19 protein-coding genes are annotated in these 21,844 nt (G+C 62.2%); 12 read left to right on the top strand and 7 right to left on the bottom strand.

All coding sequences use genetic code 11. The annotated features are described in order from the left end of the window. Positions 1–54: 54 nt before the first annotated feature. Positions 55–951 carry a nitrilase family protein gene (locus J2805_RS18700; RefSeq protein ID WP_309978913.1) on the bottom strand — a complete coding sequence of 299 codons (897 nt, stop codon included), beginning with the start codon at positions 949–951 and terminating at the stop codon, positions 55–57. Then, complete coding sequence (locus J2805_RS18695; protein ID WP_309978911.1) at positions 948–2,042, bottom strand: asparaginase; 1,095 nt, start codon at positions 2,040–2,042, stop codon at positions 948–950. The genes J2805_RS18700 and J2805_RS18695 overlap by 4 nt, the downstream gene beginning before the upstream one ends. A gap of 74 nt (positions 2,043–2,116) precedes the next feature. On the opposite strand from J2805_RS18695, the gene J2805_RS18690 reads away from it, so the two are divergent. Next, positions 2,117–3,217: a LacI family DNA-binding transcriptional regulator gene (locus J2805_RS18690; protein ID WP_309978909.1), complete on the top strand. Its 1,101-nt coding sequence runs from the start codon at positions 2,117–2,119 to the stop codon at positions 3,215–3,217. A 148-nt stretch (positions 3,218–3,365) separates the two neighbouring features. Here J2805_RS18690 and J2805_RS18685 read toward each other — a convergent pair whose 3' ends face one another. After that, on the bottom strand, positions 3,366–3,863 hold the full coding sequence (locus tag J2805_RS18685; protein ID WP_309978907.1) for a recombinase family protein: 498 nt from the start codon (positions 3,861–3,863) through the stop codon (positions 3,366–3,368). Positions 3,864–4,270: 407 nt separating this feature from the next. Here J2805_RS18685 and J2805_RS18680 point away from each other — a divergent pair, with 407 nt between their 5' ends. Then, positions 4,271–4,474 (top strand): hypothetical protein, encoded by a 204-nt coding sequence (locus J2805_RS18680; RefSeq protein WP_309978904.1) that lies wholly within the window; start codon positions 4,271–4,273, stop codon positions 4,472–4,474. A 111-nt stretch (positions 4,475–4,585) separates the two neighbouring features. On the opposite strand, the gene J2805_RS18675 is transcribed toward J2805_RS18680, so the two are convergent. Beyond that, on the bottom strand, positions 4,586–5,542 hold the full coding sequence (locus tag J2805_RS18675; protein ID WP_309978902.1) for a hypothetical protein: 957 nt from the start codon (positions 5,540–5,542) through the stop codon (positions 4,586–4,588). A gap of 898 nt (positions 5,543–6,440) precedes the next feature. Here J2805_RS18675 and J2805_RS18670 point away from each other — a divergent pair. The 5 genes from J2805_RS18670 to J2805_RS18650 all read left to right on the top strand — a co-directional run bounded on the left by J2805_RS18670 (position 6,441) and on the right by J2805_RS18650 (position 8,455). After that, on the top strand, positions 6,441–6,722 hold the full coding sequence (locus J2805_RS18670; protein ID WP_309978900.1) for a glutaredoxin family protein: 282 nt from the start codon (positions 6,441–6,443) through the stop codon (positions 6,720–6,722). Positions 6,723–7,060: 338 nt separating this feature from the next. Then, positions 7,061–7,612: a single-stranded DNA-binding protein gene (locus J2805_RS18665; RefSeq protein ID WP_309978898.1), complete on the top strand. Its 552-nt coding sequence runs from the start codon at positions 7,061–7,063 to the stop codon at positions 7,610–7,612. Between the two features lie 98 nt (positions 7,613–7,710). After that, positions 7,711–7,902 (top strand): hypothetical protein, encoded by a 192-nt coding sequence (locus J2805_RS18660; protein WP_309978896.1) that lies wholly within the window; start codon positions 7,711–7,713, stop codon positions 7,900–7,902. Further along, positions 7,892–8,155, top strand: coding sequence for a ParB family protein (locus tag J2805_RS18655; protein WP_309978894.1), 264 nt, complete (start codon positions 7,892–7,894; stop codon positions 8,153–8,155). Before J2805_RS18660 ends, J2805_RS18655 begins: the two co-directional genes overlap by 11 nt. A 9-nt stretch (positions 8,156–8,164) precedes the next feature. After that, a complete protein-coding gene (locus J2805_RS18650) occupies positions 8,165–8,455 on the top strand; it encodes a helix-turn-helix domain-containing protein (protein WP_309978892.1) in 291 nt (96 codons plus the stop codon). 248 nt (positions 8,456–8,703) lie between these two features. Here the strand turns inward: J2805_RS18650 and J2805_RS18645 are convergent, their stop codons facing one another. Continuing rightward, positions 8,704–9,708 (bottom strand): basic helix-loop-helix domain-containing protein, encoded by a 1,005-nt coding sequence (locus J2805_RS18645; protein WP_309978890.1) that lies wholly within the window; start codon positions 9,706–9,708, stop codon positions 8,704–8,706. 388 nt (positions 9,709–10,096) lie between these two features. Between J2805_RS18645 and J2805_RS18640 the strand changes: the two genes are divergently transcribed. Together J2805_RS18640 and J2805_RS18635 are read left to right on the top strand one after the other, a co-directional pair. Beyond that, a complete protein-coding gene (locus J2805_RS18640; RefSeq protein ID WP_309978888.1) occupies positions 10,097–14,338 on the top strand; it encodes a HEAT repeat domain-containing protein in 4,242 nt (1,413 codons plus the stop codon). Then, the gene (locus J2805_RS18635) at positions 14,335–14,793 is read left to right on the top strand and encodes a hypothetical protein (RefSeq protein ID WP_309978887.1); all 459 of its coding nucleotides are present in this window, start codon (positions 14,335–14,337) and stop codon (positions 14,791–14,793) included. The genes J2805_RS18640 and J2805_RS18635 overlap by 4 nt, the downstream gene beginning before the upstream one ends. Positions 14,794–15,422: 629 nt before the next feature. Here J2805_RS18635 and J2805_RS18630 read toward each other — a convergent pair. Then, a complete protein-coding gene (locus tag J2805_RS18630) occupies positions 15,423–15,692 on the bottom strand; it encodes a hypothetical protein (protein WP_396134432.1) in 270 nt (89 codons plus the stop codon). Between J2805_RS18630 and mobC the strand changes: the two genes are divergently transcribed. Both mobC and J2805_RS18620 read left to right on the top strand, forming a co-directional pair. Further along, entirely contained in the window at positions 15,670–15,741 is a 72-nt protein-coding gene (gene mobC / locus J2805_RS23965; RefSeq protein ID WP_396134429.1) for a plasmid mobilization relaxosome protein MobC, read from the top strand. The genes J2805_RS18630 and mobC overlap by 23 nt on opposite strands. A 212-nt stretch (positions 15,742–15,953) precedes the next feature. Continuing rightward, positions 15,954–16,214, top strand: a complete 261-nt coding sequence (locus tag J2805_RS18620; protein ID WP_309978883.1) for a hypothetical protein — start codon at positions 15,954–15,956, stop codon at positions 16,212–16,214. A 73-nt stretch (positions 16,215–16,287) separates the two neighbouring features. Here J2805_RS18620 and J2805_RS18615 read toward each other — a convergent pair whose 3' ends face one another. Next, positions 16,288–16,698, bottom strand: a complete 411-nt coding sequence (locus J2805_RS18615; RefSeq protein ID WP_309978881.1) for a hypothetical protein — start codon at positions 16,696–16,698, stop codon at positions 16,288–16,290. 496 nt (positions 16,699–17,194) lie between these two features. Here J2805_RS18615 and mobF point away from each other — a divergent pair, with 496 nt between their 5' ends. Further along, complete coding sequence (gene mobF / locus J2805_RS18610; RefSeq protein WP_309978879.1) at positions 17,195–21,799, top strand: MobF family relaxase; 4,605 nt, start codon at positions 17,195–17,197, stop codon at positions 21,797–21,799. Positions 21,800–21,844: the final 45 nt, after the last annotated feature.

Here is a 21,844-nt window from a genome sequence, read left to right as displayed (position 1 = left end):
ACACTTCGCTGGCCTGGCTTTGGCTTATTGACGAAGACATAGTAATGGAGGCCCTTAACGTGGGAGGGGTGTGCCGGCGGTGTAGCCAAGCAGTGGGTCGTAGAGGTCCGTGCGCCGGTCCCGTGCAAGGTCGTTGTGGCTGTTCCAGATAAGGGCAGAGCGTGATGCAACAACGTCGAGGTCGGCGTAGACGATGGTGTCTTTCTCCGGATCCGCGATCTCACCGATCGGCCAGCCGTTAGTGCCGGTGATGAGGGAGCAGCCAAGGAATTTGCCGCCCCGTTCCGTTCCGACCCTGTCTGCGGCGACAATCGGAACGTTGTTGACGTGTGATGCCGACATGGTGAGATAGGCAGCCATGCAGTTTCCGGCGGCGTCGAAGAGCGGCGGCGGCGTCCATACCCAGTTGTTGACGCTGCAGATGATGTCGGCCCCCTGCGCGGCCAAGATGCGGGGAACCTCGGGGAACCAGATGTCCCAGCACACCAGAAGTCCGATGCGGCCGATCTTTGTTTCAAAGACGGGGTATCCGGAGTCGCCCGCAGTGAAGATCAGCTTTTCCCTGTCCCAAAGGTGGGTTTTACGGTATTTACCGATGAATCCATCGGGCCCGATCAGTACGGCTGTGTCGTAGAGGTAGACGCCGTCGAGTTCAGCGAGGCCTGCCACGATGTACAGGTTCCGCTCGCTAGCCAGGGAGGCCCACGTCGTCGTGGACTCTCCTTCCGGGACGCTTTCTGCGTGAGCGTAGGCCTCTTCCCTCGTTTCGAAGGAGTAGCCGGTGTTGGCGAGTTCAGGCAGCACGATCAGGTTTGCTCCGGCGTCTGCAGCTTCGCCGATGAGGCGGAGGGTTTCGGCCAGGTTGGCCTTCTTGTTTTCAATGCCGACCTGAGGGTCGAACTGTACTGCGGCCGCCCGGATGGGGCTCATGGGGAGGGGACGGGTGTTCATGAGAGTTCCTTAGCTGGGTAGGGAGATGCGGATTGATTTGCTTCCGCCCGATGTGGATCGGGCCGGAAGGAGTTGAAAATCTGGTCTTTGTTTGCCCCGCAGGCCAGCAGGGAAGCCAGCTGGATACGGGCTTGGCTGGGGCGAAGATAGCCGGCGGAGATAGCGCCGGCCGCCATAAGGTCATGCCCGCCGCCGCCGCCGCCGTAGACGGGGCGGACGGGACCGGCATTGACCCTCGTGGAAAGGATCACGTGGATACCGTCCGTGACATGTCTTGCCACTGCGGCAACGATTTCGGGATTGGCGTTTCCCATGCCTGTTGCTTCCAGGACGAGGCCGCGTGCCCCCGCCGCCGCATAGGCATCGAGGGCCGTGGCGCTGACGTCCGGGTAGAGCGTCACAATGTCCACCTGGATGTCGGTGAAATCAGCGATCGGGAATCCGAGAGGGGCACTACGGACGGGGCGTGAGTGGAGCACGAGTTCCCCGCGTTCCAAGTGACCAAGTGGGCCGAAGTCAGGATCGCTGAAGGCTGCAAGGGCGGTGGTATGAGTTTTTCTCGCCCCGCGGGCCGAATGAACGACCCCGTCGAACATGATGAGAACTCCCAGCTCAGCGGCAGCCGGCGAGGCGGCCAAGGCGATGGCGTCGCCCAGATTGCTTGGGCCGTCGCTACCCGGCGTATCGGCACTGCGTTGAGCACCCGTAAACACCACCGGGCTGGGGTCGGAGTGGAATAGCTCAATGAGGAAGGCTGTTTCCTCCAGCGTGTCTGTGCCATGTGCCACCACAACCCCCTGGATTTGCGGCTCCAACAGGGCTTCGTTCACTGCCCACCTAACCTGGTCCATCCTGCTCAGAGTCATGGCGTAACTGTTCACGGAGAACAGATCCCTGACTTCGGCGGTGACACCGGCTGGGATGGTCACCGAAGCCAGTAGATCGGCCCCTGGAACAGCGGCTACTTGTGCACCGAAGGCGTCTGCACGGCTCGCAATTGTGCCTCCCGTGGTGATGACTGCGATCTTTTTCAAAACTGCCCTAACGATTGGCCCTAACGTTTTCTCAAGTGTGAGCGTAATGTGGATCACATGTCAAGAGGGAGTGCAGAAAGGCTGAATGTGTCCCTGTCCGCCGCGCGTGAAGGCCCGATAAGGTGGCTAACATGACCCTGAGAGATCAACCCCTGCCCCATGCCGACGACTCCGGCCGTCCAACGCTGCGCACTATCGCGGAAATCGCGGGCGTCCATGTCACGACGGTCTCGCGGGTACTCTCACCGTCAAAAACTCCGGGCGTAAGGGCCGCATCCGAAGCAACGTCTTCAAGGATCCGAGAGGTCGCCCGGGAAGTTGGCTATGCCCCGAATCCCCATGCCACGGGGCTGCGCACAAGCCGCAGCAGCCTCATCGGCGTCCTTGTACCTCGACTCACCGACTTGGTTCTGGCCACGATCTACCAGGGCATCGAGGAAGCGGCACGGGAGCACGGCTACAACGTCTTCGTCGCCAACAGCGGAGACGATCCCGTTGAGCGCATCGATCGTGCAGAGATGCTGATTGCCCGACGGGTTGACGGACTCATTCTGGGAGACAGCCCAATGACCGACACGCTGGCGGAGTCTTTGGTCGACCGCAAAATTCCGTTCGTCCTCGTCAGCCGCCGCTCAGGCATTCACCCGTCGGTGACCTGCGACGATTTCCTGGGAGGCCAGCTGGCGGCCCGCCACCTGCTGTCCCTTGGGCATACCAGTCCAGCAGTGATCGCCGGTGAATCCTATGCCAGCACCGGCCTCGATCGGACTGCAGGCTTCCTTCAAACTTACGCCGACGCCGGATTTCCCCTCCAAGAAGACCGGGTGTTGATTTCAGGCTTCGATGTAGAGGCAGGCCACCAGGCCGCCACGAAGCTATTACAGCTCCGACCGAGGCCCACAGCACTCTTCGCCGTCAACGACTTTGCGGCAATAGGTGCCTTCAGCGCCCTACGCGAAGAAGGGCTGCAAGCCGGCGAGGACGTGGCAATCATAGGATTCAACGATGTCTCCATCGCCGGATCCCTCCCCATACCCCTCACCACGGTTCGATCGCCAATGAGTGAAATGGGAAAGCAAGCCCTGGAGCTGATTCTTGCCCGCATTGACGGTCGAGAAATCAGCTCACGCACTCTGGAGCCGCAGCTTATTGTCAGAGAGTCCACCGTGCCGCAAATATCCAGGCACCCATCGATTCTCACTAATCGGTCGTCCACGACACCGCTGGCATGAGGCCGCGATCTGAATCGCACCCGCCCGTCCGGTATCCGGAAGCCGCGGCTCTCGCGGGGCGTTGCAATCCGTCAAGGCAAAGCCGAGGGCGGCAGCTTCTACTGCGACTCTATTCCGAGGACCAGACACGGGGCGGCTAGTGTCAGTTTCAGAAGTCGTCTGCACCAAAGGCCGAGCTATGGGGCTGCATCTGCTTTAGGGGTCGTGGCCGGTACCCAGCGGTACAGTATGGGCACCGATACCCCGAGGCTGGCGGCAACTTCCTTGGGCGGCGCTCCATGGTTGAGGAGCTCCGTGCTGAGCGGAACTTGGCCTCAGTCATTACACGTTTACGTCCGCCGGCCCGGCTCTGTTCGCGGGCTGCCTGTACGCCTGCCTGGGTGCGTTCGACCATGAGTTCGCGTTCCATCTGCGCCAGGGAGGCCATCACGTTGAAGAAGAAGCGTCCGGAGGCGGTGGTGGTGTCGATCGAGTCGGTGAGACTGACAAAACCAATGCAGCGCTTGTTCAGGCCTCCGGCGAAATCCAGGAGGTCCTTCACGCTACGGCCTAGACGGTCCAACTTCCACACAATGAGAGTGTCTCCCTCAAGGAGTGCTTCCAGCGCTTTGGTAAGACCGGGGCGGCCGGCCTTGGTGCCGCTCATTGTGTCTTCAAAGATGCGATCGCATCCTGCACCTTTTTTAGGGCAGCCACTGCAGATCAAGGTTCTGGTCGCGCGTGGACACTCTGGCATAGCCGATACGGTGTGCAGCCATAGGGTTTTCTCTTCTCAAAACTCGATTCGGACCCCTACCTCGACTCTGCAGTTTTGAGAACTATTTATGAGAACCACGGCCTGTGGCCGGCGTTGTCGTCACGACGGCGGTCTTCCGCCGAGGGACGTCACCTTGCGGCACCCCGTTGCACGAACAACAATTCTCAAATGCACCTCTTCTCGAAATCCTTCGTTTCCAAGAATGGATTCAGATGTCACAGCAGATGGTCCTGTGAAACGACCGCCGCGGTAAGGCCGCCGCAACCGGGGCATCCGATCGTGCCGGTCTAGCGTTCATGGTCACGATCAGCAACGATGTGGGCTGTGCCGACGAGGTTCGCACCACGCTGATCGACCGTGTAAAGCTCGAGAACGACATCGAGGACACAGCGACACCGAGGATATCCGTGGCCGTCATCGCGGGCGCGGACCATGGCGCGCACCCTCGCGAGGTAATCCGGCAAACTCCAAGGCGCCCGGCGGTCCCCGCAGACCGGTAGCGGTTGCAGAGCGCGGACGGTCAAAGGAGGACCAAGCCGTTAACCTGTATGTGGTCGGAATGGGTCGCGCCGAACGGTTTGGCTCGGGTCGATACTAATCGGTAGATCGAACTACCAAATGTCGTCCTCGAGCTCCTCGTTGGCAGGCAGACTAGAGGTGGGGCCATCGGGGCCAATGTGAAGTTCAATCCGTTCGCGGAGTTCTGCAGCATCCTCTTTTGGATCCCAATGGACGAGGCGAATGCGTGGATCTTTGCTGTGTGTCTCTTGCCACGTCACGTTCTCCAGGGGATTGAGCGCCACCACCACGAGGAAGTCTGCTTTCAAATCCCCCATGTGGTCAGTTACTCGGTCTAGATCCGTTTTGGTTTCCATGCCGAGATCTTCAGCCTTACGAGTGGTCGCGTTTACGACGACCCAGTGACGATGGATGCGTACCAAGGCATGAGCCTTGCATCGTGATTTCCACAGATACTGTTCAGCCGGCTCGACGACGATGTCCTCCGTCTTCCAAGCCGTGCGCAGCGCCACCAATGTTTCGAGGAGATAGACGTAGGCCCGGAAGTGGGCCTTTAGCTTGGGGTCTCCGGAGATCCAAGAAGCTTCCGCGAAGGTATGTACTTCTCTCAGCTGAGCTCTTAGCTCCCCAAGTGTTGCCTTGGAGAGAGGGATCGCAGTACCGCGGATGTAGGTATGTCTGATTCCGTCAACAGCCCCACGTTGAAACTCACCACCAGCTGTTGCCTCTAGAGCCCGAAGGAGGGAGGTCGCCAATCCGTTATGGAGCCGTTCCTGCTTGGGATCCTTTGGGACGATTCGGTCGGTAACCCACTCAAACTGTTCCCACCACGCCTCTGCTGCCTCCTTAATGCGGTTAGCCTGTGCTTCTTCCTTCGTATGATTCAAGCCCCTGGCGAAGGACCTGGCTGCAATGATCGCTGCTAGTAGGGCCGCAGTACCGGCGGCTGCGGGGCTTGTGATGAAGCGCTGCAAGAAAGCTTCCCACTCAGCTCCTGTTTTCCAACCCACGACAGATCGGTAAACCTCTTCACCATAGGAAAATGCCACGCAAACGATCCCCGCCAGGAAGGCGAGCCAGACGATAACGCGAACGGTAGATCGTGCACCGCTTGGGACCTTCCTCCACCCGGACCGGGCTAAGAGAAGCGGAGAGAGGGGTACATCGAGCCACCTGATCCGATCAGGTGGCTCGACAATTGGACCGAGCGCGGTTGATCCCGTTTCAGTAGGCAAAGTCGATGTAAGCGACTGAGCTCGAGGAGAAGCTGCGGGAGGCTCGTCACTATCGTCAGTAGGGCTAGACGCACTCATTCGAGAAGTATATGAGGGGGCTGCCCCGGATTCTGTGAGTCTGGGGGTTTAGCGTTGTCAGGCGGCATGCCAGGCATTCGGGTAAGCTGCATCGTCGCCAGCGGCTCATCTGCCTCGCTCACGACCACGAGTGAGTCGTTGAAGGGGTCCGTAACGATTGCAGTCGGGTCGTCCTCCGGGCCGCCGGTCTGCACTAGTCGGACCTCGGAGCCTTTGAGGATCGCCGCCACCACGTCCGCTTTGTGTGTTGTGTACGCGCCCCAATCTTTGGTACGGGCCGCTGCTTCGCGGGCTTGACGCTCAGATAGCGCTCCCTTGCTTTGACGTGTCGTTGGTGCTGGAAAAGTTGGCTATTGCGCCGATATGGCTAGGGTTCAGGGCGCAATGGGCTCCGCTTTCGAACACAGAACACCCCGTGCAGAGGACTTCTGACATTCGGTGCAGACGACTTCTGAAACTGACAGCCAACGCCACTCTGCTGACGGGCAGGCCACGAATTAGGCACAAATATTTAACGAAAACCCCTAGAATTAGCGGCTGAACGCCTATTCATTCAGTTGAATGATTGGTAGAATGGAGGTAGCAAGTCAGCCAGACGAACGAAACTAATCGAGATACGAAACCAGGTGCTGAAATGACTTCCACCACCGAGTACACGGTCTACACCAAGCCGGACTGCCCCCAGTGCGATAAGACCAAGGCGTACTTCGACTCCAAGGGCATCAGCTACACCGCCGTGGACATCACCGAAGTGCCGGTCGCGCTGGAATACATCACCGAAGAGCTCGGCTACTCCCAGGCGCCCGTGGTGCAGAACAATGCCGATGACCAGGACCACTGGTCCGGCCTCCGCCGCGACAAACTCGTCCAGGCCGTCATGAACCACACCCCCACCCGAATTGAGGCAGCATCATGACCGCTACCGCCATCCTTACCCGGCACGACGTGCCCCGCCCGGTTCGGCCAGGATCCCGAGCTCCGGGCCATCGCCTACATCCTGCACCGGCTTGAGAACCCTGCCGAAGGACCGGAAGCCCGCTTCTACGCAGCCTCGTCCCTTCTGTCGGGGGACACCCCCGAGGAGGGGGAGTACTTCATGGAAAACCGTGTACTGCTCAAGGAGATCCACACCGACCAGCTGTCCCAGCGGCTTGAGGCACTCGAATACCTCGAAGACTGACAGCGCCCACGGGCCCCACCGCACGCAACGCTTTGCCGCACCGAACGAAACCAGTAGAGAAGGAACGAACCCCAATGTCAGGCGAAACCAGCGTCACCGTAATCGGCAACCTCACCAATGATCCCGAACTGCGTTTCACCCCGGGCGGTTCCGCGGTAGCGAACTTCACCATCGCCTCCACGCCCAGGACGTTCGATCGTCAGAAGAATGAATGGGTGGACGGCGAAACCCTGTTCCTGCCCGCCAGCGTCTGGCGGGACGCCGCGGAGCACGTCGCGGAATCCCTCACCAAGGGCATGCGCGTCATTGCCTCCGGGTTGCTGAAGTCCCGGACATACGAGACGAAGGCGGGGGAGAAGCGGACCGTGATCGAACTCGAAGTCGAAGAGATCGGCATGTCCATGCGATTCCAGAACGTGGCGGTCAGCCGCGCCCCCAAAGTCCGCCAGGAGAACAGCACGGACAACAGCAGGGACGACAGCAGGGACGACGGGGATGACACCTACCGGCCCATTAGTGAACCGGCCCCGCAGTTCGCCGAAGATGACCCGTGGTTCGGGAAAGAGGCCAACCCGAAGGGGCGGATCAACCGACCCGGGCCCAACGGCGAACCGGCATACTGGTGAGCTGTCTCGCCCAGCGGACGCGCTGACGCTGGCAGATGAGTGGGACGATCCATTGACGCCCCGTACCGGGTATTCCCTTCAATGTAAAGGCTGAGACTATGACTGAAGTCAGCGACCCTGACGCCCTGGCCGAATCCGAGATCGACGAGGCCGTTGCTTTCGCCGACGCCGCACAGTACCTCGCCGGCGGCCGCGCCGATGAACGTTCCCGTGAACTGGCCCGCGAGGTACTGCGGGGAGGCCTGACACACCGGCAAGCTGTGGAGGAATACCTTGCGGATGCCATCTAGAAAGATCGCGGCCTTCACTCCCTACTTCACCGAGGACGAGGCCGGACAGGTCCGCGCAGCGTTCCTTGCCGCCGGCCACTTGGAAGGCGACGCGAGCGTGTCGGACTTCATCGTCCGCGCCACCCTGCACGAAGTGAAACGCCTGCAGCGCAAACACAACCAGGGCAGAAAATGGGACCCCGCCCCGCCGGGTTCACTACGGCGCGGGCAACGCACCATGGACGAACTGCAACACCGGAAGGAGGGCGATTGAGAATTGAGAATGCCGAAATGGACAGAGGACATGAACAAGATGCCGGCGGCCGACACGACACCGGCGATCCCCAGGATGCTGACTCTGGAACAGGTCCAGGAGATCCTGAACGTTAAGGCCTCGCTCGTGTACTCGCTGGTCCGCAGTGGCGAGTTGCCTGCCGGGCAATTTGGTGGACGCGGCATCTGGCGCGTACGGGAGAGTGATTTGACGGCGTACATCGATGCAGCCTTCGCAAGGACCGCTGAGCGCATTGCCTCGGGTCAGATCCCGGAAGACGACGTCGCCGCGGAAGACTGACCAGCAGCTGCATAAAATCACGAAGGCCAGCACCCCGAAAAGGTGCCGGCCTTCGCTGCGTCCAGGTGTCCGGAACTCCCTGTTGTCCATGGCTGAAGCCACGGCGCAGTTGGTGAGCTCCGGGCGCCAAGGTGCACTGTCGATTGTGTGCAGCCGGTCAGCCGGGCCCAGCCGGTCCTGCTGCGTCTAACGTCGCCGTAAGTTCCTTGTCTTCACTGGGCTGGGAGAAGGAAAACGAGCTCAAGAGGTCAGGCGCACCCGGGAAGGGATTCGACTGCGTCCCGTGTTAGTGAAATGAGGGTGTCGGCCGTGGCGCTGTCTATGCCCTTGTTCCGCTGCGCTTCAACCTGCTTGATGAACAGGTCAAACTCTTTGGTGGCCTTCTGGAGGCTGGCTGGGGTAAGGGTATTCAAATACCCGCTCGCCTTGTCCAGGGTGTTGGCTAGTGGAGTCCTCACACCTGGGCTGAGCGTCAGTCCGCTGAGGTAGTCACGCAGAGCATCGACAGGGGCCTGGACGTTGTAGGGGCTGAGCTGGAACGGCACGGACTCTGGTGGGAACAGGAAGACACGCCCGCTGAGGACCAGGTTGAACTGAATGTAATCCGCCGCGTCGGCAAAGGCCACCGATGTCGGCAGGCTGGCGTCACTGAACATGGTTCCGTCATTGTCGACCAGGAGAAAGCGAAAACTCTCAACGTCCCGCCCGAACAGTTGCTTGCCGGCGATGGAATCGCCATAGGCAAACACGTTGTAGGAATCCTCGAGCAACGTGTTTGAGGAGTTGTTAAAAACATCGATTCCTGTGCCAGACCCGGACGTTGCCGTGCATTGATCGCCGACTTCAATGATCAGCCTTTCCAGCGGCACGTAACTGGCATGAACTTCCGATTCGGCCACAGGGGCAAGAGTGGGGCTGAAGCGGTAGATGATGCTCACCGGGGTGTCCGGACTACCGCCAACGACGGTGGTGTCGACTGTGGTGGTGAGCTGGAAGGCGATCAGCGGCGGATCGGCTACCGGTGCCGGCACGGCTTGCGCTGGAACGCTGAGCCCAGCGAAGGCCAGGACGGTGGTGAGCGCGAAAATCGATGCTGCGGATGCGTGTCTGCGGGCCATGATTTGTCTCCGATGGATGAGAAGCTCGAATCGGGATTGTGCACAACCAGTAACGGGAGACCTGTGCGGTGAAAAACGGGCAATTGCCCTGACCGCGGCGGAGCCGCTCAGCTTCAAAGGCCGGACGTCCGGCATGTCAGCACAGACTATTGAGAGACCGGCGCCCGAACAAGAGCAGGAGAGGGACTGAGCTGGGTTACTCAGTCCCAGCGCTTCAAAGTCAATGACCGGCACAGCCACCGCTCGTCCAGGTCGGCGCTAGACCACTGGTGCAAGCAGAGTCCGCGCGTGGTGTCTATCAGAGCTCGCGGGATGTCGTTGACGTTTGGTGCGCGGAAGAGCAGACTGTGGGCTTATTGCATTGAAGCCAGGGAGAGCCTCGATGATACGCAGACTTCAGGGTTCGCGCCCAGGTTGTATTCATGAGCAAGGTAGCTTAAGCAGTCCTTCTTCTCCAGGCTCCTGCCATGGAACGAGTGCCGGCGTTCGCTACTCAGCATCGCTGCCCATCTAGGAATTCACGTTGGCGCTCGAAGATGATCTGGAACTGCTGTCCGCGAATAGTTACGCGGACCGTGAGGCAGCGGCGTCGCGGCTGGCCGGGCATGAGCTTGGGGTCGATACCCTCATCGACCTCGCCCGAGGGAACTACCCTGTGACCTCCGACCATCGATATATCGCGGGTCTCCGGAACGAAACCGCCCTCAATGCGCTGGGTCGGGCAGCAAACGCCTTCCCGCACCGGCGAGTTGAAATTGCTGGCGTCCTTGAGACGTTACTCCGGGACCCCGACCGCGAGACCGCGCAGGCCTCAGCTGCGACGTCGCTCGTTCAAGTCGACCCGGAGCGAGCGGCCACCGTACTAAGCGAGCTTGCTGAAGCAAGCGGCGACGAGGGCGCCCTAGGCGTGGCAGCAGGACTTCAGTTGCTGATAACAGAACAGCCGAACTCATGGCACGCTCTGCGTAGTCCTCTCACGAAGTTACTCCACAGCGTGGATCCGCCTACAAGAAACACAGCAGCCGAAACCCTGGCGCAGCTCGATGATGAGAGTGCATTTCAGGCCTTGCTCGATGCTGTAGAGGGTTCTCGTGATCCGGACTTTTGGATTTTGAGCAGGCTGGCCAAATCGCCGCGCGCCAATGCGCGGAGGAACAAGGTGAATCAAGTTCTGAATCGCATCGTCGACTCAAATACTCCCAGCAGCGCAGATGCGGCTGCCTTGATGACTGAGTCGCGTGAGGGCCGCGAGCTTCTCCGCGCAAGGCTAGAAGTGCCTGGAGTTGACCGAAACGTAGTCCGTGCCCTCGCGAGTTCCAAGGACGTCGCATCGGTCCCGCTCCTTCTGAAGAAGCTTGATACGAGCGACGTCGAAGACCGAAGGACTTTGGTTTACGCGCTTGGGCAGCTAGGTGAACCGTCAGCAGTGAAACCCCTCTCAACGCTTTTGAGCGAGTCCGAGCTCGGCCGTGCCGTCGCGTATGCCCTTGGGGAGATTGGTGACGCGGCTGCCGTCGGACCGCTCTCCGAACATCTGAGCGAACCCCAACTCGCCGATGCCGTCGCGGGTGCCCTTCGCCGTCTTGGTCAGGCGGGAGTCGAAGTCCTTGCAGACAGGTTCGAAGACAGTGACCGTTTTGTCCGACGTGCCGTCTTAGGTGCGCTTCTCGAAGACAGAAGGCTAGTAGTTCGTGTGTTGACCACGGCTCGCTCGAACGGAACGGTCGAGCAAAAGAGCCGGCTGGCATCCGTTCTCGGGTTCCTAGATGTACCGTCTGCGAGGACTACTTTGGTTGCGCTGCTGCACGACGAAGCTGCAGAGGTACGCCTTGCCGCTGTCGACGCGTTCGCGGCGATGACGCCGGCGCCGCCTCGTGCACTTACTGAGTTGCTGCAGGATCCGGTTCCCGCCATTCGCTTGAGCGCAGTTCGCGCGGTCGCGGTGAATGCGAGAACGGGTTTCCGCCAGATGGTCGCGCTCTTGTCCGATCCCGAAGTCGAAGTACGTCTCGCTGCTGTTCAGCGGCTTGCCGAAGTGAGTCGCCCCTCAACCCTCCCCGCACTTCGGACACGGCTGACGGATCCAGACGGTCGAGTTCGTGCGGCGGTGGTGCGTTCGCTAGCGATAGGTCCGGGAGCACTACCGGAGTTGGTCCCGTTCCTGGATGATCGCGATCCAAGGATCGTGATAGCCGCGGCGCAGGCCGCCGCTCTGACCGGTACGGAGGGGGCAGCTTGGCTTATGCACTTCATCGACGATCCAAGGATGGACATACGAAAAGCCATCGCCTCGGCGATGGAGTTTATCGATGAAGAGTATCTGGGCACGGCAATACGGCTGCTTGATGACCCCTTAGTTTCCGTGCGAGGTACGACTGCCGCCGCCCTGGCTCGGCGCGTTTCGGCGGGCTCTACTCTTAGGAAGTTTTTACCGCCGGTTCGGACCCACAGCGCGTCTGCGTTGGACGAACGCCGCCCTGGGCAGTCATTACCGCCGGTTTGGGCCGACATCGCGTCTGCGTTGGGCAAACGACTCCAGGATGCCGACTACGGAGAAGCGGGCCCGATTGCAAGCGCACTCGCAGCAATTACCGACCAAGAACTCGGGCCGGCGGTCGCATCGATGTTATTGTCTGGCCTGCAGGCGGATGACGCGAATATCGTGCAGCAGACATGCTCTGCGATTCAGGCCGCCATCCAGTCAATTGACATCGCCGCCGGCCCTTTCCCCGGGTGGTTCTTTGTTACGACTGAGGGTTACACGCTGACGCTCTCGCCACAGTCGCGCGAGGTGTTGGGCGCGCTATCTTCCGCGCGGGAGCGAGGGGAGCTCGCCGCCCGAGCCGCTCTGTCCACTATCGCGTCCGCCCTCGATGGGAAGCGGCGTGGCGGCTTTCGAGACGAGTACGTCTCTTACGGCCTCCGGCCATCAACCGAAGAGGACGATGCGCTAATCGAGGGGCTTCAAGCTGCTGTCGACGAAAAAGCCAAGCAGCCGCGGTATCTCGACGCGACGTTCCGCGATGAGAATGGGCCACTTCCTCCTCATTCGGCGTTGCGCGAAGGGAATGGCTACACCCTCGAGATTGCGATTCGCGGTGCCCGCAGTGGTGTGCCGGTGCAGGGCGAAGTAAGATCGGTGCTCCCGCTCCCGCACGATGTCGACAAGGCTGAAATTCTGGTCGTGGTCGAGCCTGGGGCCGGTCTTGTGGTCGAGACGAACATTGCCAGTCTCACTCTCCCGGATGCTGGCGACTCTACCCGGAACGCGATATTCGCCGTCACTGCTGCCAATCCGACGATCGATCGTCATGCGCGTGCTGAGCTAAGAGTCCGGCTCTACTACCGGTTGTGCCTGCTCGAGTCCGCCATTATCCGGGCTGAAGTCGTCTCGCGTTTCCGGCCGACCGTGCGGTCGCAGTGGGACATCGACGATCCGATCGAGCTCGAGCACGATCGGCTTGAGCGCGGCTACGAATCACTTAAAACCGAGGTTCAGCGAGCTCTGCACGTTGACGTCACCGCTCGCGACTTCGGATACTCTCTCCAGTTCACCTGGACGTCCAGCAGTGGCCATACCGTTTCGATGCCTGCAAGTCTCCCCGCAACTTTGGCTGAGTTGAACATCTACCTCGCGGACATCCGGCGCGCGCTACTGAAGGTAACAATGGGCAGCTCGTACGCGACAAAAATCGAAGGAACCGATAGCGTCTTCCTAGATTCGATCCGTACTCTGGCGAAGGCCGGACGGGACCTCCACACCGTGCTGTTCTGCGGCGACCCCGACTCTTCGCTGTCGAAGGTCGGAACTGCTCTTGGGGAGTCTCCGCTATCCAGCGGGTCGATAGTTCAGGTTTCGGTCGCCCCAAACGCCTCGGACTTCGTTCTTCCGTGGGCGATGATTTATGACGCGGATGTCCCGGATCTGCCGTATGAGATTCCAGACACCAGCGGCTTCTGGGGCATGCGCTACTGCATAGAGCAGCGACTGCCGACGAGTGCCCGCCTGATGTCCCAACGCCATGGCGTGCCCACCATTCCCGCACGGATGTCCTACATGGTCTGGAGTCAATTTCGGAACGCGGAGGCCCACTCCAAAATGGTTACTTCCCTTTCCGAACGAAGCCGAGGTCGTCTCGATGTCTTTGGGCCAATCACCGCCGCATCCCAGGCCATCTCGGCCCTGAAGGACGCTCCAGCAAGTGACTTGTACTACTTCTTCACGCACGCACACGCGCGCGAGCCGGTCGGTAAAGACCCGGCACTAGAGGGCGCCCTCGAAGCGGCCGGCCCGGATGCAGAGAAACTAAGAGTCATCTACGATCGCCTTCTTGGAGAACAGGGCCAGGAGTCGTGGATCCAGCTCACACACGGTCAGCTCCGACTGCGCAATCTTGAGCGCGAACAAATTCGCTTCGACAATGCGCCCCTCGTGTTCGTGAACGCCTGCGAGTCCGCGCGCTTAACCCCTGCACTAAACCGAGAGAGCTTTGCGACCTTCTTTGTCACTCGCGGTGCAGCTGCTTTTCTCGGCACCGAGTGCACCATGACCATTGTTTTTGCGCACGCTTTCGCGCGGTCTGTGCTGCAACGCCTTGTCAACGGCGCCTCGGTAGGAACGGCTCTGTTTGCGGCGCGAAAGGAGTTCATGCGGCGGCGCAATCCTCTAGGACTTGCCTACAGTTTGTACGGCGACGCCGGCAAGACGTTGATGTCCCCCGAGAACAAGAGAGTGAACAACAAGACGAAGGAGATTTCACCATGAGCACCTTAAGCGACCAAGCCGAACCTGCTGTCGCAGCGCTATTGGAGTCCGACGAGGAACAACTCTATGAACAGCTCGGCCTTATCACGAAAGCAATAGAGACTGACCCGATCGTGGCGGGTAGCTTCGGACCGAAGGTCACCTATGATGGCGAGGCTATGGGACCGCTCGATGCTCTCCGTGATCTCGGCGTACGCATCTGGAAACGGTGGGAGAAGGAGGCGTATGGCTTGGTATGCGGTGACGGCGAATTAGATAAGAAGGATCGCGAGTCGATTCTCACGGCTTTCGGTTTCGGCGGTGTCGCAGTCGCATCCTACATGGCGGCGACTCTCGTCACTGGCTTCGGAATCGCGCCAGCCATCGCCGCTGTCGTTGTCGCAATCGTCATCAAACGGTTCCTCCGTCCAACCGCGGACGAGTTTTGCGCAGTGTGGAAGGAAAATCTCTCCTAGCAAACGGATCCGGTCGACTGCGCCGGGGATGTGTCGCTGGTACGCAGTAGGAACTTGGAACTGAACCATCGGCGGAAGCCAAGCCGGCGTTAACGGCACGACTGGGTCGCGTACTGGACACGGCCTCCGCGACGACCCCGGAAGGGATCGCCAGCGGACAGCTCCCAGACGGTGACACCCCACAGGAGGACTGAACCCGTTAGCTGAAACAGATGAAGGTCGGCACCCAACAGGGTGCCGACCTTCACTTCGCCGGGCACCTGCCGCCCGGGGTCAGGTGTCAGCGGTGAAGAGCCAGCCGCTCCCTGAGCTGCCAAGCGAAACACCTACAGTCAATGGGAAAGCTGTCCGTACCGGGGCCCGCACCTTTCAGAGGCTGTGCACGGCCACCGCTCACCCAGGGCGGCGTGGGCTAGGTGGTGACGTGGTGGCTGTGCGCAGGTGTTCCGCCGGGTCCCGTCGTCCACGTGTGGGCGGGAAAGACCGTAAGGACTTAGCTTTTGCCGTGCCCAGGCGGGCGAGGGGCAACGTCTACTCTCCAAGCGGGGAAGACGGTGCTCCGTCGTGGGTACCGCGGGTCGCAGACTTCCGCCTGCGAGTGGCAGCGCCCGACTCGAGGCCAAGCTTCTTCAACTCTTCGGGGCCCACCCGTCCTTGGTGGCGCGCACGTAGGCGCGCTTGTCCTCGCGTTCCGCTTCGGCCAATTGCTCGCGAAGCAGGTTCGGGACCGTGACCCTCTGGCGCTCAGCCCTGGCGACGAGCGCGGCTTCCTCCTCCACAGTGACCCAGCTGATTTCGTCGGCACTGTCGGAGCATTCTGATTCACCTACGGAACGCCGCGCCATCGCTGCGGAACTGATATCCCTGCGCAACCTGTTGGCCCGTTCTTCGAACAACATCAACCAGCTCGCGCGTCAAGTGAACGCCACGAGCGAGTTCCCCCGCTGAAGCGCGCGAAGCGCTGAAGCACATACGTTCTGTGGCCATGCGAATCGACGACGCCATTGACGGGTTGATGTAGGGATCATTCCGAACATCACCCGCGGTTCACTCTGAACGCCGGCGGACGCACGCAGGCTGTCCGTCCTCACCGGTTCGCGTTCCACCTGATTCACGGCGTTCCTATGGAATCCTTCGGCGCCTTGATCCACCGATGTGACGTGCCCATTTGCGTCCGCGCCACCACGGGTGCCGACACGCACCTGGATCCAGGAACGAACCGGGAGAACATGGCTGACCGCCTCGCCAAAGGACGGGATGCCAACGGTTCCTTGTTCCGCTGGCGCGGGCTCTCCCGCGCTCTCTTCGCTGACCGCTCCCGTCTCTTGCGGGATGAGGTCCGCGCTCACGGCTGGGGTCGTGAGGAACGCATCCGCGCCCTGATCACCGGGGCCGACCCGGAGGCACCCACTCTATTTTAGACAGCTTCCCCGCAGACGGGAATGGTCCCCGGCAATGTTGCCGGGGACCATTCTTGTGAGTGCCGGGTGGTGCTTAGGCGGCGTGCGCGGCATCGGGCTGATCTTCGCCCTGGTCATCGCCGGCACTTGCGGGCGTTGCCTCGCTGCGCCCGGCGCTGTGGAGGTCGAGCATCTTCTTTACTTCCGTGCCGGAGAGTCCCAGACGGGCAGCGACTGCGGACTTCGCTTCGCCGGCTGCCACCATGGCTGCCACCGTGCCGGCGGCGCCGCGCGTGGCCGCTTCGGCGTCCTCGTCTGCCTTCGCCAGGATCGCATCGGCCTTGGCTCGCGCCTCCGCACGCACCTGCTCGGCCTGCTCCTGCTGCTCGAAGAACTCGGCCGCGAGGTCGATCAGTTTCTCGTGGCGCGCGGTGAGCTCCTGGGCCTTGGCCCGTGCCTTCTCACGAGCGGCCAACTGCTGCGCGGACTTCCGTGGTGCTGCCATCTCTTTGGGTCCCTCCCCTTGGGTTTTTCCGTAGGCCGGACCTAACGGCTAGCGCCGGGTCAGGCCCACATCCGGTGTGGCCGCTGGTCGTTCCTCACTCTCGCGCGAACCGTGTCCAGCGGTGTGTTCACTCCCGGACAAACCTACAGGATCGGACCTCGCGATGCTCGGGCTGGCCGTGGAGTGTTTCCCCACACCTGGACAGCTCCGAGAGGGACACGTGTCTCTCCGCTGCCCACCTGTGGATAAGCCATTCCGTGGCGGTTCCACACAATCGAACGCACGGTGGATAACGGAAAAGCGTGTTACCCACCGCCCATTCTCATGTGCAGAACCGCATCAAAGACTTGATGGCCTGATCCCGCACTCTTTCGCTTCGTTTCATCGAGCTCGCTCGTCCCTCCCGTCACCGACGCCACAAATCCGAAAATCGCAATATCTGTCACACCTCATGCATCATCGACGAGTGAGGTCCCTTGGCGGGTAGGCTGGGGCGATGATGACCGTGCACAAGCTCAGTGCCGGCGACGGATACACGTACTACACACGTGAAGTCGCCAGCGGTGACGAGCTGCGCACGAAGGACCGTTCCCTCGGGGATTACTACACCGTGGACGGGAACCCCCCGGGTCAATGGGGCGGCGGCGGAGCTGCACTCCTGGGCGTGACCGGCGAGGTCACCGAGGCCCAGATGGCCGCCCTGTTCGGTGAAGGTCTGCACCCGGACGCTGCCGCGAAACTTGCAGCTGACCCGTCCGCGAAGGTCGCCCTGGGACAGCGTTACCGCAAGCCAACACAGAAGGATGATGAGCTTCAGAAGCGCATCAACACCGCCACCGGTGACTACCGGCGGATGAACCACAAGGAGCCCGACGCGGACACGCGGCGCGTCATCCGCACCAAGGAAGGCGCCCAGTACTTCCGCGAACTCAACGGCCGGAACCCCGCCGACAAGGAAGAGCTGGGCAGGTTCATCACCGCCCAGACCAAACCGGCCTCCCAGACCGTCGCAGGCTATGACCTGGTGTTCGCACCGGCCAAGTCCGTCTCGCTGCTGTGGGCTGTGGGGGGCGATGAGGCGCGCCAGCAGATCGAGGCAGCGCACCACGAAGCCATCGAAGAGACGATGGAATTCCTCGAAAAGGAAGCCACGTTCACCCGTCGCGGCCGCAACGGTGTCCGCCAGGAGGACGTCAAAGGCGGACTCGTCTACACCACATTCCGGCACTACGACTCACGCACCGGGGACCCGCAGCTGCACGACCACGTCGTTGTCTCCAACAAGGTCATGGGCGCTGACGGCAAGTGGTCCAGCCTCGACGGACGCCTGCTCTACCAGTTCAACGTCGCCGCGTCCGAGCACTACAACCGGACCGTCATGGAGAAAGTCTGCACCCGCCTGGGCGTCGGTGTCACCGAACGGAAAGTGTCCGGGGACCGGCCCGTGATCGAGATCGCCGGGGTGGACGTCGCCGCCATCGAAGCCGGTTCCTCGCGTTCCGGGGACATCAAGCCCGTACTGGACAACCTGGTGCAGCAGTTCACCGAGGACCACGGTTACGGCCCCGACACGAAGCAGATGATCGCCCTCGCCCAGCGTGCCACCCTGGATACCCGGCCCGAGAAGAAAGCCGCCCGCAGGCTCTCCGATCTGGTGACTGAATGGACCGAAGAGTTCTCCCAGGTCCCCGGCATGGTCGTCGGTCCCGCAGCGATCGAGAAGGCACAGGCCCACCGCCACGACGCCCGTGACGCCGCCGAACGGGACGGCAATCCGCTCGTCACCCACGCCGATGAAGTGGACCCGGCCGTCGAGGCTGCCGGTGTCATCCACACACTCGAGCGCAGCCGCGGCGTCTGGGGGGAACACCACATCGACGCCGAAACCCGCCGCAGGCTGGGATCGAAGTTCGGTGAGCTGCCCATCCCCAAAGACCTGATTGAACAGGTCAAGGCCCGCGCCATTGACGAGTTCTCCCTGCGCATCACCGCCGCCAACCCGGCCTCTGAGATTGAGGCGCTGCGCCTGAAGAACGGTGCCAGCCGGTACGGCAAAGTCCACTCCACCCTCTACACCTCTTCCGGTGTCCTCCACAGCGAAGACCGGTTACTGACCGCCGCCCAGCGCAGCGTCATCCCCGCCGCGACACAGGAGTCCTTTGACTTCGCAGCAGGGGCACAGGACAAGACCTTCGATGCCGGCCAGCTGCGCATGGCCCGGGAGTTCGCGTGCAGCGACAAACTCCTGGTGGTCGGCGTCGGCCCCGCCGGTGCCGGTAAGACCACCGCGTTGAAGCTCGCCGCTGACACGGTCCGGCACGCCGGCGGGAACGTCATAGGCCTGGCCCCCACCGCCGCCGCAGCGGCAGTCATGGGCAAGGAACTCGGGGCCAACGCCACCACCATTGACTCCTTTGTCCTCGGCCACCAGATGCAGAATCCGAACCGCGTCACCCCCCTGCCAGGGGACGTGATCTTCCTTGATGAGGCCGGCATGGTCGGCACACAGCTGTTCGCGGCCGCCGTCACGATCGCTGAACAGCACGGCGCTGTCGTCCGCGCACTGGGCGATGACAACCAGCTTTCCGCTGTCGGTTCCGGTGGCGCCCTGAGGTACCTGAAGAACACCGTCGGGGCCGTGCACCTGGAGGACCTGCACCGTTTCCGGAACGAAGACGGGACCCCCAACGACGCCGAAGCCGCCGCAACGCTGGCGCTGCGCGAACCACCGGCCGTTGGCGAAGATGACCCGTGGGAGTTCTACCGGGCCAACCGCCGCGTGGTCGGCGGGGACGCCGAAACGATGACCTCCCACGTCTACACCGCATGGGAGAAGGACACCGCGGCCGGTAAGCACTCGGTGATGATGGCGTTCGATAACGCCACCGTCACCGAACTCAACGCCCGCGCCCAGGCCTATCGGCTCGGCACCGGCGCCCTGGCCGACGGCCCGGCCGCAGCGTTGCGTGACGGACTCACCGCACGGGCCGGGGACGTCATTGTCACCAGGCAAAACAACCGCCGCCTGAGCGTGAACCGCGGCAAAGACTTCGTGAAAAACAACGACGTGTGGACCGTCATCGAAGTCCACGCCGACGGGTCCATGACTGCCAAACATGACGGTCACGCCGGAACGATCACCCTGCCCGCGCAGTACGTGCGGGAGCACACGATGCTGGGATATGCCGCCACCATCCACCGCACCCAGGGACTGACCTGCGACACCACACACGCCCTGATCGGCTCGGGTCTCTCCCGCTCCCTGGCCTACGTCGCCGCGTCCCGCGGGCGGGAGTCCAACCACCTCTACGGGGTCGTCCAGGACGGCGAAACCCTCGCCGACGTGCTGCGCACCGTCGCCGGGAACCACGACGGGAACCTCACCGCCCACGAACAGATCGACGCCGCCCGGGCAGCAGCCCGTGCGCTCCCGGACATGGTCAACGTCTACAAAGACATTGACGACCAGGCCAACGAACTGCGCATGGCCAACACCGCCCGAAACATCCTGGGCGAAGGGCCAGCGCAGCCGTTCATCGCCTCCGACGCATGGGGTGCAATCGCCGCACACCTGCGGAAAGCCGAGAACGAAGGGTTCAACGTCGCCAACCTCCTGACCGACGCCGCACGGGACCCGTTCGAGGAATCCCAGGACGTCGGAGCAGTGCTGGCCTGGCGGGTAGAGGACAAGCTGGACTACTGGCGCACCCGCGCCGAGGCACCCGTGCGCCGGCCACTGGAAGCGGTCAGCGACGAAGCACTAACACGCCTCCAGCGCCGGGCCGTCAGTGAACTGATGCGCGCCCGGGCCAACGCCGGACAGAACCCCGCCACCGCCGCGCCAAGTGCTAAGGACCTCGCCCGAGAGTGGCGGAAGGAAACCAAGGAGACGCCCTGGCAGTCCCGGCTCCACGGCCACGTCACGGACGATGACCTGGAGGTACGGATTGCCCGCGTCAAAGTGCAGCTGCGCACTGATGCCACGATCAACGATGCTCCGGCGGCCGCCAAGGCCCGCTGGCTTGCCGGGTCCCTGGAGAAGGAGAAAGCGTTGCGTGAGCTGATGCCTGAGCCGGTCCGTGCTGATGAAGCCTACGAACGCGGAGCGGTCACCAACTACAGCCGCGACGAGAACGCACCCCGGGTACGTGCTGCTGATCAGATCCTCCGCCGGATCGAAGCGGAACAGATGCTTCGCCGGCGCCTGCCCGAGCCCGCGGCACAGGCCCCGGCCCCGGATGGTCTGCCGGCATGGATGGCACCGGCTGATGTCATCACCCACCCGGACACCCCGGCCCTGTGGCGCACGGAGCTCGAAGGACGCCGCGAGGTCATGGCCCAGGAGGTCAACCGTCTCGGCTCCCAGCTGGCCGCCGCGCCGCCGGCATGGGCCGAAGCTCTCGGGCCTGTGCCGTCCGACACCGTCAAGCAGCAGCAATGGCGGGACCTTGCCGTGGAGGTCAAAACCTTCCGCGACACCTACCGGATCCCGGAGACGGAGACGGCGGTACTGCCCGCCGAGTACACCGGAAAGGGAACCAGTGTCGAGCTGGCCGCCCGTGTCACGGCCATGCACAAGTACTCTGCACAGACCGCCAAGGAGCCCCTGTCGGCCGCCGACGCGGCACTCATGGCCGACGCCGCCGACGTCGGGGCAACGGTGGCCACCGAACCTACCCCGGCAGAGCAGGTCGTGGACCGGCTGCGGGAGGAACGCTCACAGGACGTGACCCTGACACCGGAGCAGGAACGCACCGAACGTGTCGCTGCCATGGTCCGCCGGGTCCGGGAGAACCGCGAAGCCCGTCAGGGTGCGCCCGCCCCCGAGCAGACTCCGCAGGCTGTCAGGGAGGCGTTCAAGGACATCGCCGCACGCAGGCAAGCCGAGGAAACTACGGCCGAGCAAGCCCAGGAGTCCTTGAAAGAGCGTCTGGCAAGAGCGCGTCAGGAACGCGAAGCAGCCCGCACCGCTGCACCAAACGCCGGGGACGAGATCCTGGCGGCACAGGAAGAAAAGGCCGCGGAGGAAGCCAAGCGACGGGCAGAACGCCGAGGCCCCAGCGCCGCACCCGACCAGCGCAGGCGGGGCCCGAGTCTCTGACCGGGACACAGTCGCGAGGTAGCGGGGGCGGGCCGCGGACCGCCA

The sequence above is a fragment of the Arthrobacter oryzae genome, from assembly GCF_031454875.1.
GTDB lineage: Bacteria > Actinomycetota > Actinomycetes > Actinomycetales > Micrococcaceae > Arthrobacter > Arthrobacter oryzae_D.
The sequence above is the reverse complement of the archived record's forward strand: the minus strand, read 5'-3'. Positions and strand labels throughout refer to the sequence as shown.